We start from the raw sequence: 14,639 nt of genomic DNA, 5'->3' as shown, positions 1-14,639 counted from the left end.
GACCGTGACAGGAGACGCCATGTCCTCGCCCCAACCACCCGACCGTTTCTACAAGGCCACGCCCGTCTTCGACGAACACACGCTGCCGGACAAGCTCCGCAACGCGCACCAGACCAAGGCCGGCACCTGGGGCGTCATCCGCGTGCTCGAAGGACGGCTGCGCTACGTGATCGAGGAGACGCAGGCCGAAACCGTCCTCACGCCAGAGCACCCGGGACTGGTCCTGCCCGGCCAGCTTCATCACGTCGAACCGCTGGGCGCCATGCGCATGCAGGTCGAGTTCTACGACCATCCGCCCGCGCTCGACGACGAGGCGTAACCGGAAATTCCGGCAAATCGCTATAATTCCGGATCAGGAGGACGACCTCCCCCATATCGGGAATCAGCATCCGGGACGACCCGGCCTTTCACAAGGAGGGCCACATGGCCTGGATCTATCTCGTCATCGCCGGCGTGCTCGAAGTCGTTTGGGCATTTTCCATGAAGCAGTCCGCCGGTTTCACCCGTCTCGTTCCCAGCATCGTCACCTTCGTCTTCATGACCGCCAGCTTCGTGCTGCTGTCGATCTCGATGCGCACCCTGCCGCTGGGAACCGCCTACACGGTCTGGACCGGCATCGGCGCAGTCGGCGCATTCGCGGTCGGCATCTTCGTGCTCGGCGAAGCCGCCAGCCCGATGCGCGTGGTGGCGGCGGCGCTGATCGTCATCGGCCTGGTGCTGATGAAACTGTCGTCGAGCTGATACCGCCATGTACCTGCCGGCCCATTTCACCGAAAGTCGCGCCGACGAGATGCACCGCCTGATCGCCGCGCATCCGTTCGGCATCCTCGTCACGCGCAGTACCGACGGACTGGATGCCGACCACCTGCCGTTCGCCTTCGATGCGGCGGCCGGCAGGCACGGCGTGCTGACCTCGCACGTCGCGCGCGCCAACCCGGTATGGGAAAAATGCCGCGACGGCGACGCAGTGCTGGTCATCTTCCGCGGGCCGGAAGCCTACATCTCGCCCAACTGGTATCCGAGCAAGCACGAGACGCACCGCCAGGTGCCGACCTGGAATTACCAGGTCGTGCATGCGCACGGCACGCTGCACATCCATCACGACGAAAAATTCCTGCGCGGCATCGTCGGCCGCCTCACGCGCACGCACGAGGAACGCACCGGCGAAGAACACCCGTGGCGCATGGCCGACGCGCCGCACGATTACATGGCCGCCATGCTCGCTACCATCGTCGGACTCGAGATCCGCATCACGCGGCTCGAAGGCAAATCCAAGCTCGGCCAGAACAAGGAAACGCGCGACCGCGAGAACGTGGCACGCATTCTGCGGGAACGCGGCGATGCAGACCTCGCCATTGCCATGACGCGCTCGCTTGCCGCAGACAAATGAATCAGGCCCGCACCATGTACAGCGCCACCTTCATCTTCGGCAAGAAGCAGTTCGACCACGACTTCCATCGCCTCGACCAGGCCATTGCCGAAGCAGCCAGGCACATTCCCGGCTATCTCGGCGAAGAGACATGGGAAAACCCGGGCACCAGACTCTATGCCAACGTCTATTACTGGGAATCGATGGAGGCTCTGCAGACCCTGATGCAGCATCCGACACATCTGCAGGCCAAGGCCGCACAGGCAAACTGGCTCGACGGCTATCGCGTCGTCATCTCCGAAGTCCTGCGCGAATACGGTGAACCGGCACTCGGCATGCAGCGCCCTGCCAACGCCGGCTGACGCGCACAACGGAACCTTCCGCGCAAAACACGCCCTTATCGATGACACATCCATCGACAAGGAGCCCCGCATGTCCCAAGACGACAACAACGCCCGTACCCAGCTTGAAAAGATGCAGGCCGGCGAACTCTACACCGCCGACGACGAGGAACTCGCCGCCGAACAGCGGCGCGCCTACCTGCTGATGCGCGAGTTCGAGGCGCAGTACGCGGTCAGCATCGAAGCCGGCAACCAAGTGCTCGAAAAACTGCTGGGCAGCATCGGCAATAACGTCAACATCCGCCCACCGCTCTACATCGACTACGGCCGCTTCCTGCACGTCGGCGACGACACTTTCGTCAACTACGGCCTGGTCGCGCTCGATGTCGCCCCCATCACCATCGGCCGCAACGTCAAGATCGGCACCAACGTGCAACTGCTGACGCCCACGCATCCGGTGGAGCCGGAGCTGCGCTGGAAAAGACTCGAAGCCGCCAAGCCCATCGTCATCGGCGACAACGTCTGGATCGGCAGCGGCGCGATCGTGCTCGCCGGCGTGACTGTCGGCGAGAACAGCGTGATCGGCGCAGGCGCGGTTGTGACGAAGGATGTGCCGGCGAATGTGGTGGTGGTCGGGAATCCGGCGAAAGTAGTGCGGAATATCGACTAGGAAACTTTACAACGACTCAAAGTTGTCTTCTGGCATCATACGCTTTGACTGACACTATAACCGTGCCTTTTAAAGCTGAGAAATGACCGATAAAAAGATAAAAATCGTCATCCTTGAAAAGTATGCAGACACTGCTCCTTTTGTAGCGAAAGCCAGTGAAAGTGCAGATCAATTCAAAGATGCCTTGGGTTTCTTTGCCACCCGTGTTTTTCATGAGTTTGCTCGCAAGGATCAGCTCTATATAGCGATCCATCAGCCAACTGACAAAAAGTGGGAATATGCGGGGCATTTACTGTTCGACTGTCGTCCACCTAAGGCTAGCATTCTACAAATGCTAGCCTTACCTCAATATCGGAATTTTGGCATTGCCACCACACTTCTAAATCAGTTAAAGGAAAAACTGACTCAGTTCCAATACATTTCGATTCGTGCCCGAGTAGCAGAAGATCTACAAGCAAATGCTTTTTGGGAAAAAATGGATTTTTACGTTCAAAGAATCGAGCGAGGTGGCGCAACAAGAAACAGAACGATCTTGGTACGGAGTCATGAACTTCGCTCGCCACAACTTTTCCCCACCAGCGGGCTCTCAACAGCTAACCCACTTGGCCTAGACGTTACCGATAACGAAGTCCCAACATATTTGTTGGATCTAAATGTTCTTTTTGATTTGGCTCCCCGACGCCCACGTAATGACGTAACGGTTGACCTGTTCCAAACTGAACGCTTAGGTGGCTTCAAATTTGCGGTTAGCTCTGAACTTCGAGAAGAACTGAAACGTACTGCAAAAGTCGGACAAACGGATCAAATGCAAGCTTACACAAGGATTTTTTCGACGTTCCCCTTGTTGGTAGGTGAGACATCGAGCCAACTGCAAAATGATCTAGCAAAACTCATATTTCCTGAACGCAGCCTTAGCGACAGCCTGACTCATAACGACAACTCCGATCTCATACACTTAGTAACCGCCATTCAACACAAATTAGCGGGCTTCATAACCAATGACAGTTTCATTTTGAATGCTTCTGTTGCGCTGAAGGAAAGGTACGAAATCGAAGTAATTTCACCTATTGCATTTAAACAGGCGAGTCACTTCAGCTCAACGGAAGATAGCTATGAAACATCTTCTGACCCGTTATACATAACTCCAATCAAGGAGAGTCAAGAACACGCTGTTCATCATCTACTAACTAAATTAAAAGTTCCAAGTAGTTCACTAGCTTCCGATTGGGGCTGCGGAGATACTAGCAACCGAGTCTTTGTTCGGCAAGGTTTGTGGAGCGAGTCGGGTTTAATAGGTTATTTTTCTTCAGCACCTTGGGGCCCTAATAACAGCACACTTCTAAAAGTAGCGATTGATGAATCCTCTCCTAATGCGCTTAATGCCGCCCGCGTTCTTTTGACATCTTTTCTTCATCAAATACCTGTCAATCAAACAGCAAAGATACGATTGGAATTTCCACCTCATCAATCTCATGTGCGAGAAATTGCTGCATCGTTAGGGTTTAGGGGAACATCCTCTCCTATAGCCTTGAGCAAACTTTTGATGGGAAAAATAGTCACCCCTGAAAATTGGGAAAGCTGTCGAAAAGATTTACTGAACATTGGAAATCTTCGCTTACCAGAAAATGTTCCGAGTTTTCGTAATATTGATCAAAAACTGGAACTATTTACCCCCGATGGAAATAGATCCTATCTATCCTTCGAGTCTCTGGAGACTTTACTAACGCCAGCATTATTTTGTCTTCCCGGAAGAAAATCTGTTATTAGTCCAATCAATAAATCTTTCTCAGATTTATTGCTAGGACATTCACAACAAAGATCTCTGCTGCCCTCTTCGCGCGCTTCTCTTTATCAAGAAAAACATTATTTTAGTGACCCAAGGACATTAAAATTTTTTCAACGAGGAGCTCTCATTTTATTTTATGAATCGCAGCGCAAACGAGGGTTAGGTGCGATTGTGGCCGTCGCAAGAGTTAAGCAAGCGTACTTAAAACCCATAGAAATTCTTAATTCTGGCGATCTTGATCCGTCTGTACTTTCACAAAGTACTTTAAGCTCGATTGGCAAGTCAGAAGAAAAAACCGTTACAGCATTTGACAATCTTTTCGCGTTTCCTAAACCTGTCTCCCTCGAAATATTAAAACGACTTGGCTGTGGACTTCCGTCAGATTTAATTACTACCAAACCAATTAACGATACACAACTTCAACAAATTATCTCGGCAGGTTTCAGTGAGAACAGCTAGTCACATCCTAATTTCGTTAGAAGAACGACATGCGGAAAACATATTTTCCGGTCATAAGGCAATCGAATTTAGAACTCGAAAGATGCATGTTGATGTCGGCACGATCGTATGGATCTATATAAAAATCCCTATCGGCGCAATTGCGGGAAAGGCAATCGTTAAGGAATGTCACTCCTTAGCGCCATCCACTTTATGGAATAAATTCTCCAATATTTCCGGCTTGAATAGAAAAGAGTTTTTTAAATACTTCGAGAATGTAGAGAAGGGGTTCGCGTTGTCGTTAGAAAGTGCAGAGCGAATTTCCTCACCAGTCTCCCTTGATATCTTACGATCATTAAATCCAGATTTTCAGCCGCCACAATTCTTTACAAGACTACATGAAGACAATCCATTACTAACGACTCTCAAACTTAAAAAGAAACTTAAACACCCATAGACTTCCTTGCCAGGCGGTGTCTGTGGCTGTGCGGGCAGGTTCATGGCATCTTCTTGGCTGAATGTAGTTTTCAGAATAATAGGAAATGCGCGGCGCAAATCTGTCGGACGGTGGCGTCAATCCGTGTCAGCGCGTTGCATGCCTTGCCGCTCGGCAAGCCGCAACAACGTCAATCATGCTTGTGAAAGACCTGCCGCAGATAGGCAAGGAAGGTTTCGTCGGTCGGCAGCGCCTTGCCCGGCGAGTCCGACAGCTTGGCGACCGGCTGGCCATTGCAGGCGACCAGCTTCATGACGATGCTTAGCGGTTCGTAGCCGACATCGTTGCTGAGGTTGGTGCCGATGCCGAAGCCGGTCACGGTGCGGTCGGCGAAGTGACGATACAGGGAAAGAGCGCGCGGCACGTCCAGCGCATCGGAGAAGACGAGGCGCTTGGTGTGCGCATCCAGCCGCAGCTTCGCATAATGCGTGAGCGCCTTTTCGCCCCATGTGACCGGATCACCGGAATCATGGCGCAAGCCGTCGAACAGCTTGGCGAAATAGAGATCGAAATCGGCGAGGAAGGCGTCCATGCCGACCACGTCGGTCAGCGCGATGCCGAGATCGCCGCGATATTCCTGCACCCAGTCCTCGAGCGCGGCTTTCTGGAAATCGCGCAGCCGCACACCGAAGCCCTGGTAGGCCTGCAGATATTCATGCGCCATGGTGCCGATCGGCACGAGACCGAACTGGCGCGCGAAATGGACGTTGGACGTGCCCTTGAAGAACTGCGGCAGTTCGCGCGCGAGCGTGGCGACGACTTCCTCGTGCCAGACGGCGGAAAAGCGGCGACGTACACCGAAGTCGAAGAATTCGAACGGGTGCCGACGCACCGGTTCTTCCGAGAAATCCCGCAACAGCGCGATCTTGGCAGCCAACCGCTTGCGCCCTTCCGCCAGTGCGGCCTGCTGGTCGAAGCGGCGGAAATACAGTTCGTTGACGATCGCCAGCACGTGGATCTCGAAGCCCATCACGTGCACCTGCGGTCCGTGGGCGACAATTTCTAGCCGTTCGCCATCGATCGATACGCTGATGAAGCGCCGCTGGTAGCGGAACACGCTGAGGAAATCGACGAAGTCGCTCTTGATGAAGCGCAGCGAACGCAGGTAACTCAACTCCTCCTCGCGGAAAGCCAGCGTGCAGAGATGGTCGAGTTCCTGTTCGACTTCGTCCTTCAGTTGCGCGAGTGGGTAAGCGGGCTGGTTGCGGCAGATGAAGCGATAGGTCGCCTGTGCGTCGGGATGGCTGTGCAGCAGCGCCTGCCACATCGTGAACTTGTAGAGATCGGTTTCAAGCAGGCTGGTGACGATGCGGCTCATGGTTCCCCTTGTTGACTCAACCTTTCGTGTTCATCAGCCGCATATTGGCACGATAGCGCGCCGAGCGCTTGGACATCAGCATGGAACCGCTGCAGCTCGGCGTGCCGCAATGGCAGGCAAAGGCACGCTTGACGGCCGGCGTGTGCCGCCCTTCATAGACCAGCGTGTAGTCGTAGCTGAGTTCGTCGCCGCGCGCGATGCCGTAGAGCGCGTGTATCCAGACGCTGCCGTCCTCGTACTCGATGGCTTCGCAGTTCGGTTCACACGAGTGGTTGATGTAGCGCGCCGCATTGCCGCCGACGCCACCGTCGATCACGCGGCCGTCGTTGAGCGTGAAGAAATAGGTGAGGTTGAGCGGATCGTCGTCGTCGCGGCGGCGGTTGGCTTCGTCCCATTCGATGCGTTCGCCCGTGTATTCGATGATGGCATCGCCGGGCGCGATGGCACGGCGCGCAAAGACGCCGCGGCCATGGATGGGCGAGGTCTTGACGACGTACGAAGGCAGTGCGGGAGATCCGGCGGACTTGTTGCGCGAGGCAGGCATGACGACAAATTTTGTGAAGGCTACCGGCAGATTCTACCGACCAACCACCAAGCCTTGTGTCGGGCAGCGTACATTGGCGGCGCGACTGCCCGCGCGCGGGCCTATACCTTCTTTTATACCTTCTTGACGAATTCCGACTTCAGGCTCATGGCGCCAAAGCCGTCGATCTTGCAATCGATGTCGTGATCGCTGTCGACCAGGCGGATGTTCTTGACCTTGGTGCCGATCTTCAGCGTGCCGCCGCCGCCCTTCAGCTTGAGATCCTTGATGAGGGTGACGGTGTCGCCGTCCTGCAGGATGGCACCGACCGCATCGCGATAGACGCGTGCGGCATCCGTCGCTTCGGCTGCGGCCTGCGGCGACCACTCGTGCGCGCATTCGGGACAGATCAGCAGCGCGCCATCCTCATAGGTGTATTCGGACTGGCATTGGGGACAGGCGGGGAGGTTGCTCATGCGGGCTTCTTCTAAAGTGAAACGGGAATGCCCAACAGTATACAACCCCGGTCGGGGCAGTCCCGGAAAGCGCGCTTCCCGGCCCCTACCAACATTCTTATTTCTGGATTTTCCCCGACAGCGGCTTGTCGCTCGAACGCGTCGGATCGCGCTCGGTCACGTCGTTCGGATTGTTGTGCAGGCGATTGTTGCGATCGTTTGCGGTCGAACCGTCCGACAGTTCCTTCTGCTGCGGCTTGTCGTCGAAGATGGTATTGGCATGCGTTTGCGCGCGCAGGTTGTTGCCCGGCCGGTCGGCAGGCGGGCGCTCCAGCTTGTCGTTGGCCTTGGCATCTTCTGCATTGGTGACGGGAACGACGTTCTTGTTGGCGGACATGACAGCCTCCTGATGTGGTTGAGCTCGACTGCTCACTGTACGCCGATGCCTGTCTTCCACAATCAGACATCGGGACGACCGCATGTGGGAAGCCGTATCAGGTCACGGTTGCCGCACGGCAGTGCATTCAGACCGGTGCGATATAACCAAGCCCCAGCAAGGCCAGCACGCCAAAGCCCAGCAACACCCGATAGACGACGAACGGCCAGTAGCCGCGGCTGCTGACGATGCGCAGGAACACCACGATCACGCCATAACCGACCACGAAGGAAATCGCTGCCGCCAGTGCCGTCGCGCCATGGCTGACCGGTCCGGCCACGCCCCAGCTTTTATAGAGTTGATAAAAGCCGGAAGCCAGCACGGCCGGAATCGCGAGCAGGAAGGAATAGCGTGCCGCCGCCTCGCGCGTGTAGCCCATCAGCAGGCCGGCGGTGATGGTGCCGCCCGAACGCGACACACCCGGAATCAGCGCCATCGCCTGCGCGAAGCCGAAGATGATGCCGTCACGCCAGGTCATCTGTTCCAGCGTGTGTTTCTGGCTGGCCATGCGATCGGCCGCGCCGAGTACAAGTCCGAACAGAATCAGCATGGTGGCGGTGAGGTAAAGGTTGCGCAGGTAGGTTTCGATCGCATCCTGGAACAGCAGGCCGAGCACGGCGATCGGGATCGAGCCGAGGATCACCAGCCAGCCGAGCCGCACATCCGGCTCCTTGCGGATCGATGGGTCGAACAGCGCGGCGATCCAGGTCGCGGCGATGCGGTAGATGTCTTTCCGGAAGTAGAGCAACACCGCCAGTTCGGTGCCGATCTGCACGATCGCGGTGAAGGCTGCGCCAGCGTCCGTGCCGGAAGGAAGAAAGGGACCGAGGATACGCAGATGGGCGCTGGAGGAAATGGGCAGAAACTCGGTCAGACCTTGTATCAGACCCAGAAAGGCGGCTTCTCCCCAGCCGACGGATGAACTCATGCTTGATGAACCTGTGATGTACGTTTGATGACTATGAGCCGTCCGGGGGCGAACAGTTCAACTTTGGCAATATACACCGGCGCGCCTTTGGCGATGTAAGGATTTCGACAAGCGCGCCTGCGGCAAGCGCGCTTTTTTGTAAGCGTTTGTATGTTGCTCTATATATAGAGGCAAAGCTCATCCTTGCCGCGCCCCAATAAAAAACGGGCTTCCGAGGAAGCCCGCCAAACTTGCGACGAATGAGTTTAAAGCAGCTTAGGCGTTGGCCGGGGTCGGTTGCGCTCCGGCAGCAGCACGTTCCTTCTGCAGCAGGTCTGCAGAGTAGGCAACGTGTTTCGCCAGAATCGGACGCAGGGCCACCACCGCCAGGATCGCAGCAGTCAAGTCCATGCACGCCACTGTATAGAGAACCGTGGACCACGTACCGGTCGCTTCCATCATCAGGTTGCCGATCGGGACGAACAGTGCGCCGATACCCTTGGCGCAGTACAGCACGCCGTAGATCTTGCCGATGTGCTTGGTACCGAAGGCATCGCCTGCCAGTGCCGAGAACAGCGAGTACACCTCACCCCATGCCAGGAACACGACACCCGACAGGATCAGGAACGCGTACGGGTTGTGGCCCCAGTAGCCGAGCGCGATGATGCCGAAGCCTTCCAGCGTGAACGCGATGACCATGGTTTTTTCACGGCCGATGTTGTCCGAGATCCAGCCGAACAGGGGACGCGAGATACCGTTCATGATACGGTCAAGCATCAGTGCCAGCGGCAGAGCAGCCATGGTGAAGAAGTACATGTCGACTTCGAATTCCTTGACGCCCAGATCCTGTGCGATCACGCCCAGCTGTGCCACTGCCATCATGCCGCCGGTGACGACCATGATGAACATGAAGAACATGAGCCAGAACAGCTTGGTGCTCATTGCTTCCTTCAGCGTGTAGTCGCGGCGCGACTGCTCGAGCTTGGCCGAGGACTTCACCTCGTGCGACTTCGGCGAACGCAGGAACCATGCAGCGATGAACGCCAGGCCGCCTTGCAGCAGACCGAAGAAGAAGAAGGTTTCCTGGAAGCCGTCGGATTTGATCATGGCAGCGATCGGGAGGATCGTCGCAGCCGAACCCATGCCGTAGCCGCCGGCGGTCAGGCCAACGGCCAGACCACGACGATCAGGGAACCACTTCAGTGCGTTGTTGATACAGGTAGCGTAGATACAGCCGACGCCAATACCACCGACTGCCGCGCCGACGTAGAAGCCCATCAGCGTGGTGGCTTGCGAGTTCAGCACCCATGCCAGACCGATGCCGATGGCGCCGAAGGCGACCATGACACGCGGGCCGAATTTATCGATGAAGAAGCCTTCGATCGGAGCGAGCCAGGTTTGGACCAGGACGAAGATGGTGAAGGCGATCTGGATCTCTGCGCGAGCCCAGCCGAAGGTGCCCTGGATTTCAGGAACGAACAGGGTCCATGCGTACTGGATGTTGGCGGTTGCCACCATGCAGATGACGCCAACGACCAGCTGGAGCCAGCGGGTGCTTTCCTTGATCGGTTGATCAGGACGGATTGCCGATGCGGAGAGTTCGGTTTCAGCCATGACGCGCTCCTTTCAGAAACTGCGGCGCGCGCGCCAGCGTGAAGTGTGTTGCTCTTGCCATAATGTTCCTCATGCCAAATGATCGTTTCGACCTTGAAGGTTCGAGAACGACGATTGATAATAAATTTGTTCGTCTTTACGACTGGAAGACGTCCGCAAGGATGTTTGAAAGGCAGCCATTGAATGGACCGGTCGAATGCCGTTCCGCCTTCTGCCGAGCGATCACGCGGATGTTTCGGCGGGGTATTGCAGGGGTATTGCAATTCGTATCACTCACCTCACTTTCAGGAAAACCATTCCTGCTGGTAGTCCCGCTGTTCATCTCTTGCCGTTTTGCGCCCCTTGGTTCAGGAAAACAAAGCGGTAAAAGAAGATGTTTATCTCAAGAAATGGTTAGGTTCACGTTAAGTTTTCGTGACGATACGTATTTGCCCTTATGGTCTCAATACGTAGTTATACGTATTGATGTACGTGATATCCCTTATAAATTTCCTTGACTTTTGCCATTTGTTAGTAATCACTATCACCAAACATAAGTAAATATCTGTTATTTGCTTTTGTGATGACATGGGAATTTACATGGAAAAAAGCGTCTAAAAAGGCGGTGGCCGCGCGCCAAGCGCCTTCCCTGCAGCCATAATGAGACTCGTTTTGCCATCACGCCGTCGATGAAGTTTCGATTGATTCCCGATAGCCCGAATGCCCGCTTCTATCTCGGCCTCGCGCTTTCCCTGCTGATCCATGCCCTGATCCTGTTGTTCTACCTGGATCAGCCCCCGCCACGTCTGGCAGAAACAGGCGAGTCGGGCACCGCGCCGCTGCAGGTTCAGCTACTGCCGAAGGCCCCCGCCTCCGAGCCGGCTCCACGTCCGGTCATTGCTCCCCCGGCGCCGCGCCCCAACAAACCGGTACGCCAGCGTCCTTCGCCCCCGGTGGCGCGCAAGCAACCGCCCAGCGAAAGAAGCGAACCGCGGCAAGCCAGCATTCCGCCTGCCCCGCAAGCTGAACGCAAATTCGATCCGCAGATGGACATGACCGACATGCTCAACGCCGCGCGCGAGCGGCGCCGCGCGGCCGGCATCCAGGAACCGGAAAGCAGCCAGCCGGCACCGCAGGACGACAGCGCCATTGCGCGCGCCAACGTGCAGGAGTTGATGGACAAACAGGCGCGCGGACGCAACGAATCGGGCGGCGTGTTCCAGATCACGTACAAGGGTGTGCGCAACGCCGAATTCATCTTTCGCGGATGGAACACGCGGCGCAACACCAACATGCGCCAGTTGATCCAGGTGGATGCCGGCCTCGGTGGCGATGTCGATACCGCCATCGTGCGGCGCATGATCGAGATCATCCGGCAGACCGAACGCGGCGATTTTCAATGGGAATCGCGTCGCCTGGGACGCACCATCACGCTGTCGGCGCGGCTGCGCGACAACGATGCGCTGGAGGATTTTCTGAAGAAGGAATTCCTCGAATAGCGAAGCCGAAAGAGGCGTACCGCACGGCAGGCGACACCGGCGGCGCGCAGCATGCAGCTTTGCCCTCAAGACGGAGGCAATCATGCGACTCGAAGGATCCTGTCATTGCGGCGCCGTGCATTTCTCGCTCGAAAGCGTCACGCCCGTCCCCTACCAGCGCTGCTACTGTTCGATCTGCCGCAAGACGCAGGGCGGAGGCGGCTATGCCATCAACATCGGCGGCGACGCGCGCACCCTGCAGATCAGCGGCAAGGACGACATCACCGTCTATCATGCAGTGATGCGCGAGCACGGCAAACCCAACCACGCCAGCGGCGCCGAGCGCCATTTCTGCCAGCGCTGTGGCAGCGGTCTGTGGCTGTTCGATCCCGACTGGCCCGAGCTCGTACATCCGTTTGCCTCGGCGATCGATACACCGTTACCGGCGGCACCCGAACATACGCACCTGATGCTGGATTTCAAACCGGAATGGGTGGAAGTGGAAGGCGGCCGCAAGGACTTGCGATTCGGCGCCTATCCGGAGGAATCGCTGGCCGACTGGCACGTGCGCCACGGCATGCTGACCGACTGAAGCCCGCCATGCGCGGCGGGAAGATCGATCAGAGCAACGCAGAAACGGTGGCTTCCGGAATCTGCAGGGAGTGGCGGTCCAGCACCGCAAGGTCGCTGTTCAAGCGATAAACGAGCGGCACGCCGTTAGGCACATCGAACCGCGCCACTTCCTCGTCGGCCATGGCCGGCTCCAGCAGGCGCACGAGCGCGCGCTGGCTGTTGCCATGCGTGCAGATCAGCACATCCCTGTCCTGGCGCAGCACCGGCTCGATCGCCTCGTGCCAGAACACGCGCACGCGCGCCACCGTGTCTTCCAGCGATTCGCCCAGCGGCAGCAAGGCCGGATCGACGGCGCGATAGCGCGATTCGCGCACTGGCGCGCGCGCATCGTCATCTGCCATCAGCGGTGGCCGGCTCGCATAGCCGCGGCGCCACTGCCACACCTGCTCCTCGCCGAAGCGTTCGATGATCTCGGCACGGGTATGGCCAGTCAGCGCACCATAGTGCCGTTCGTTGAGACGCCAGTGGCTGACGGTCGGAATGAACATCAGATCCATCTCGTCGAGAATCAGCCATTGTGAGCGGATCGTGCGCCTCAGCACCGAGGTAAACGCGAGATCGAAGCGATAGCCCGCCTGTGCCAGCGCCCGTCCCGCGCACCGCGCCTGCTGAACGCCCTTTTCCGTCATGTCGATATCCGTCCAGCCGGTAAAGCGATTCTGCGAGTTCCACTGCGACTCGCCGTGGCGAACGATGACAAGATTGCCCATCTTTTTCTCTTCTCAAGCGAAAGGGTGAAGATTAACCGAGATTCGGAGAAACGATGCATAAATTGCCAGCAATGGCGATGGGGCCATTCTCTTCCAGCGCACTGCGGGAATCCGACATAATGGGAATTTTCCGGCGGACATGCAGTCCATCCCTTCCTGATTCAGAGGAATTCCATGGCATCCCACTTGCGCCTTCTGTTGCCGGTCACGGTCCTGCTCGCCCTCGCCGGCTGCCGCTCCATGCCGACCGGCACCTACGAAACGGAAAAATTCGATTCCGCCGGCGTCTATTCGCGCAACTACGCCTTTCCTGCCGCCACCTCCTGCGAGGCGGCGCGCCGTACGCTGCTGAGCCAGGGTTACGTGATCAGCGCCTTTACCTCGACCCAGATCGATGCGCGCAAGAATTTCCAGCCGCAGGCCGATGCCCACGTGCAGATCGCGTTTCGGGTGGTGTGCGCGGAAGATGGCGCGGACGGCAAGGCCAGCTCGATGTTCGTCAATGCGCTGGAAGACCGCTACGCACTGAAAAAGGTCAACAGCGCTGCCAGCTTGGGCGTGGGGGCGCTCGGCTCGGTGTCGCTGCCGTTCTCGTCGAGCGACGACTCGCTGGTAAAGGTCGGCAGCGAGACGATCTCGGTCGGCAAATTCTATGAAAGCTTCTTCAATCTGGTCGGCAAATTCCTCGGCACCTACAGCACCGAAATTCCCGCCAATGCCGATCAGCAAACCCCGCAGCAACCGGTGACTGCGGAGTTTCCCGAGCGATAGGGATGGAGGCAGCGTGACCGTGCGGCACGCTGCCGGCCCGATCAGTTCTTGACGTCGAAGGTCAGCGTGGCGGTGTGGCGCACGTCGTCGTACTTCTTGCCGTCAACCGTGACCGAACCGTTGACGCGTGCCGTCACTTCCAGCAGATACAGGCCCGGGAACTGCGTCGGCAAGGTCACCGTACCGTCGGCAGCGGGCTTGAGCACGCGCGACCAGCCGGCCGAGGTTTCCACATTGACCTGCGATGCCGCTACCGTGTTGCCCTTCCAGACCAGCTTGAAGGTATTGCCGTTGGGTTCGGTCGGCACCAGTTCCAGATCGTTGACCGCCTTGGTCTCGCTGCGGCCGTAACGTGCCTGATAGTAATTGAGCACGCCTTTCTCGCCGACGCGGCTGGTCACCAGCCGCACATCGCCCGCGGCGCTCGTATCCACCACCAGCGCCTGCTCCACCGCCGAGACCGGCAGATCCTTGCCGTCGGCCAGATAGGCACGCGGCGCAGTCACGCTCGCGGGCGGCTGCTTGTCAGCCGCGAGTTCGCCCACATAGGCATGCGGCGCGCCATTGGCATCGCGTTCCAGCCAGACGTAATCGGCATGAGCGACCGACGACAGCGCCGCCAGCGCAAAACCCAGGGTTGGGAGAATGGTCGAGGAAAAAGAAAATTGCATGACGAGTCCTGCAGAAAAAGTAATTGGAAAACCGGCAGCAAACG

General features: G+C 57.5%; 19 protein-coding genes. 11 read left to right on the top strand and 8 right to left on the bottom strand.

Annotated elements, in window-relative coordinates; all coding sequences use genetic code 11:
- Nucleotides 1-19 precede the first annotated feature (19 nt).
- The 7 genes from IEV38_RS11480 (at nt 20) to IEV38_RS15480 (ending at nt 5,061) form a co-directional block, all read left to right on the top strand.
- Complete coding sequence (locus tag IEV38_RS11480; protein ID WP_188396346.1) at nt 20-319, top strand: TehB family protein; 300 nt, start codon at nt 20-22, stop codon at nt 317-319.
- A gap of 104 nt (nt 320-423) precedes the next feature.
- Nucleotides 424-741 (top strand): DMT family transporter, encoded by a 318-nt coding sequence (locus IEV38_RS11475; protein ID WP_188396345.1) that lies wholly within the window; start codon nt 424-426, stop codon nt 739-741.
- Nucleotides 742-748: 7 nt separating this feature from the next.
- Nucleotides 749-1,390, top strand: a complete 642-nt coding sequence (locus IEV38_RS11470) for an FMN-binding negative transcriptional regulator (protein ID WP_188396344.1) — start codon at nt 749-751, stop codon at nt 1,388-1,390.
- A gap of 14 nt (nt 1,391-1,404) precedes the next feature.
- Nucleotides 1,405-1,731 carry an antibiotic biosynthesis monooxygenase family protein gene (locus IEV38_RS11465; RefSeq protein WP_188396491.1) on the top strand — a complete coding sequence of 109 codons (327 nt, stop codon included), beginning with the start codon at nt 1,405-1,407 and terminating at the stop codon, nt 1,729-1,731.
- A gap of 70 nt (nt 1,732-1,801) precedes the next feature.
- Entirely contained in the window at nt 1,802-2,380 is a 579-nt protein-coding gene (locus tag IEV38_RS11460) for a sugar O-acetyltransferase (protein ID WP_188396343.1), read from the top strand.
- Nucleotides 2,381-2,462: 82 nt separating this feature from the next.
- Nucleotides 2,463-4,625, top strand: coding sequence for a GNAT family N-acetyltransferase (locus tag IEV38_RS11455; protein ID WP_188396342.1), 2,163 nt, complete (start codon nt 2,463-2,465; stop codon nt 4,623-4,625).
- Nucleotides 4,612-5,061, top strand: coding sequence for an ASCH domain-containing protein (locus IEV38_RS15480; RefSeq protein WP_503826656.1), 450 nt, complete (start codon nt 4,612-4,614; stop codon nt 5,059-5,061). The genes IEV38_RS11455 and IEV38_RS15480 overlap by 14 nt, the downstream gene beginning before the upstream one ends.
- A gap of 169 nt (nt 5,062-5,230) precedes the next feature.
- Here IEV38_RS15480 and pncB read toward each other — a convergent pair whose 3' ends face one another.
- The 6 genes from pncB to oxlT form a co-directional block, all read right to left on the bottom strand.
- The gene (gene pncB / locus IEV38_RS11450) at nt 5,231-6,418 is read right to left on the bottom strand and encodes a nicotinate phosphoribosyltransferase (RefSeq protein ID WP_188396341.1); all 1,188 of its coding nucleotides are present in this window, start codon (nt 6,416-6,418) and stop codon (nt 5,231-5,233) included.
- Between the two features lie 16 nt (nt 6,419-6,434).
- Nucleotides 6,435-6,962 carry an SET domain-containing protein gene (locus IEV38_RS11445; protein ID WP_188396340.1) on the bottom strand — a complete coding sequence of 176 codons (528 nt, stop codon included), beginning with the start codon at nt 6,960-6,962 and terminating at the stop codon, nt 6,435-6,437.
- Nucleotides 6,963-7,075: 113 nt separating this feature from the next.
- Nucleotides 7,076-7,417, bottom strand: a complete 342-nt coding sequence (locus tag IEV38_RS11440) for a zinc ribbon domain-containing protein YjdM (RefSeq protein ID WP_188396339.1) — start codon at nt 7,415-7,417, stop codon at nt 7,076-7,078.
- Between the two features lie 97 nt (nt 7,418-7,514).
- Complete coding sequence (locus tag IEV38_RS11435) at nt 7,515-7,793, bottom strand: hypothetical protein (protein WP_188396338.1); 279 nt, start codon at nt 7,791-7,793, stop codon at nt 7,515-7,517.
- Between the two features lie 127 nt (nt 7,794-7,920).
- On the bottom strand, nt 7,921-8,760 hold the full coding sequence (locus tag IEV38_RS11430) for an undecaprenyl-diphosphate phosphatase (RefSeq protein WP_188396337.1): 840 nt from the start codon (nt 8,758-8,760) through the stop codon (nt 7,921-7,923).
- A 255-nt stretch (nt 8,761-9,015) separates the two neighbouring features.
- Complete coding sequence (oxlT, locus tag IEV38_RS11425; protein WP_188396336.1) at nt 9,016-10,353, bottom strand: oxalate/formate MFS antiporter; 1,338 nt, start codon at nt 10,351-10,353, stop codon at nt 9,016-9,018.
- A gap of 71 nt (nt 10,354-10,424) precedes the next feature.
- Here oxlT and IEV38_RS11420 point away from each other — a divergent pair, with 71 nt between their 5' ends.
- The 3 genes from IEV38_RS11420 (at nt 10,425) to IEV38_RS11410 (ending at nt 12,402) form a co-directional block, all read left to right on the top strand.
- Nucleotides 10,425-10,850, top strand: a complete 426-nt coding sequence (locus IEV38_RS11420) for a hypothetical protein (protein ID WP_188396335.1) — start codon at nt 10,425-10,427, stop codon at nt 10,848-10,850.
- A gap of 183 nt (nt 10,851-11,033) precedes the next feature.
- The gene (locus IEV38_RS11415; protein ID WP_229729004.1) at nt 11,034-11,831 is read left to right on the top strand and encodes a hypothetical protein; all 798 of its coding nucleotides are present in this window, start codon (nt 11,034-11,036) and stop codon (nt 11,829-11,831) included.
- 82 nt (nt 11,832-11,913) lie between these two features.
- The gene (locus tag IEV38_RS11410) at nt 11,914-12,402 is read left to right on the top strand and encodes a GFA family protein (protein WP_188396333.1); all 489 of its coding nucleotides are present in this window, start codon (nt 11,914-11,916) and stop codon (nt 12,400-12,402) included.
- 28 nt (nt 12,403-12,430) lie between these two features.
- Here IEV38_RS11410 and gpmA read toward each other — a convergent pair whose 3' ends face one another.
- Entirely contained in the window at nt 12,431-13,153 is a 723-nt protein-coding gene (gene gpmA, locus IEV38_RS11405; protein WP_188396332.1) for a 2,3-diphosphoglycerate-dependent phosphoglycerate mutase, read from the bottom strand.
- 174 nt (nt 13,154-13,327) lie between these two features.
- On the opposite strand from gpmA, the gene IEV38_RS11400 reads away from it, so the two are divergent.
- Nucleotides 13,328-13,924 (top strand): DUF2242 domain-containing protein, encoded by a 597-nt coding sequence (locus IEV38_RS11400; RefSeq protein WP_188396331.1) that lies wholly within the window; start codon nt 13,328-13,330, stop codon nt 13,922-13,924.
- Between the two features lie 41 nt (nt 13,925-13,965).
- Here IEV38_RS11400 and IEV38_RS11395 read toward each other — a convergent pair whose 3' ends face one another.
- Nucleotides 13,966-14,595, bottom strand: a complete 630-nt coding sequence (locus tag IEV38_RS11395; protein WP_188396330.1) for a hypothetical protein — start codon at nt 14,593-14,595, stop codon at nt 13,966-13,968.
- Nucleotides 14,596-14,639: the final 44 nt, after the last annotated feature.

Source organism: Oxalicibacterium flavum, assembly GCF_014635065.1.
Taxonomy (GTDB): Bacteria; Pseudomonadota; Gammaproteobacteria; order Burkholderiales; family Burkholderiaceae_D; genus Oxalicibacterium; species Oxalicibacterium flavum.
This window is presented reverse-complemented; position numbering and strand designations above follow the sequence as displayed.

What these genes read in the sequence shown, in the direction of transcription:
- IEV38_RS11460 (WP_188396343.1), top strand. Translation starts at nt 1,802, where the DNA reads ATGTCCCAAGACGACAACAACGCCCGTACCCAGCTTGAAAAGATGCAG.
- IEV38_RS11480 (WP_188396346.1), top strand. Translation starts at nt 20, where the DNA reads ATGTCCTCGCCCCAACCACCCGACCGTTTCTACAAGGCCACGCCCGTC.
- IEV38_RS11475 (WP_188396345.1), top strand. Translation starts at nt 424, where the DNA reads ATGGCCTGGATCTATCTCGTCATCGCCGGCGTGCTCGAAGTCGTTTGG.
- gpmA (WP_188396332.1), bottom strand. Translation starts at nt 13,153, where the DNA reads ATGGGCAATCTTGTCATCGTTCGCCACGGCGAGTCGCAGTGGAACTCG.
- IEV38_RS11400 (WP_188396331.1), top strand. Translation starts at nt 13,328, where the DNA reads ATGGCATCCCACTTGCGCCTTCTGTTGCCGGTCACGGTCCTGCTCGCC.
- IEV38_RS11395 (WP_188396330.1), bottom strand. Translation starts at nt 14,595, where the DNA reads ATGCAATTTTCTTTTTCCTCGACCATTCTCCCAACCCTGGGTTTTGCG.
- oxlT (WP_188396336.1), bottom strand. Translation starts at nt 10,353, where the DNA reads ATGGCTGAAACCGAACTCTCCGCATCGGCAATCCGTCCTGATCAACCG.
- pncB (WP_188396341.1), bottom strand. Translation starts at nt 6,418, where the DNA reads ATGAGCCGCATCGTCACCAGCCTGCTTGAAACCGATCTCTACAAGTTC.
- IEV38_RS11410 (WP_188396333.1), top strand. Translation starts at nt 11,914, where the DNA reads ATGCGACTCGAAGGATCCTGTCATTGCGGCGCCGTGCATTTCTCGCTC.
- IEV38_RS11420 (WP_188396335.1), top strand. Translation starts at nt 10,425, where the DNA reads ATGCCAAATGATCGTTTCGACCTTGAAGGTTCGAGAACGACGATTGAT.
- IEV38_RS11445 (WP_188396340.1), bottom strand. Translation starts at nt 6,962, where the DNA reads ATGCCTGCCTCGCGCAACAAGTCCGCCGGATCTCCCGCACTGCCTTCG.
- IEV38_RS11435 (WP_188396338.1), bottom strand. Translation starts at nt 7,793, where the DNA reads ATGTCCGCCAACAAGAACGTCGTTCCCGTCACCAATGCAGAAGATGCC.
- IEV38_RS11465 (WP_188396491.1), top strand. Translation starts at nt 1,405, where the DNA reads ATGTACAGCGCCACCTTCATCTTCGGCAAGAAGCAGTTCGACCACGAC.
- IEV38_RS11455 (WP_188396342.1), top strand. Translation starts at nt 2,463, where the DNA reads ATGACCGATAAAAAGATAAAAATCGTCATCCTTGAAAAGTATGCAGAC.
- IEV38_RS11440 (WP_188396339.1), bottom strand. Translation starts at nt 7,417, where the DNA reads ATGAGCAACCTCCCCGCCTGTCCCCAATGCCAGTCCGAATACACCTAT.
- IEV38_RS11430 (WP_188396337.1), bottom strand. Translation starts at nt 8,760, where the DNA reads ATGAGTTCATCCGTCGGCTGGGGAGAAGCCGCCTTTCTGGGTCTGATA.
- IEV38_RS11470 (WP_188396344.1), top strand. Translation starts at nt 749, where the DNA reads ATGTACCTGCCGGCCCATTTCACCGAAAGTCGCGCCGACGAGATGCAC.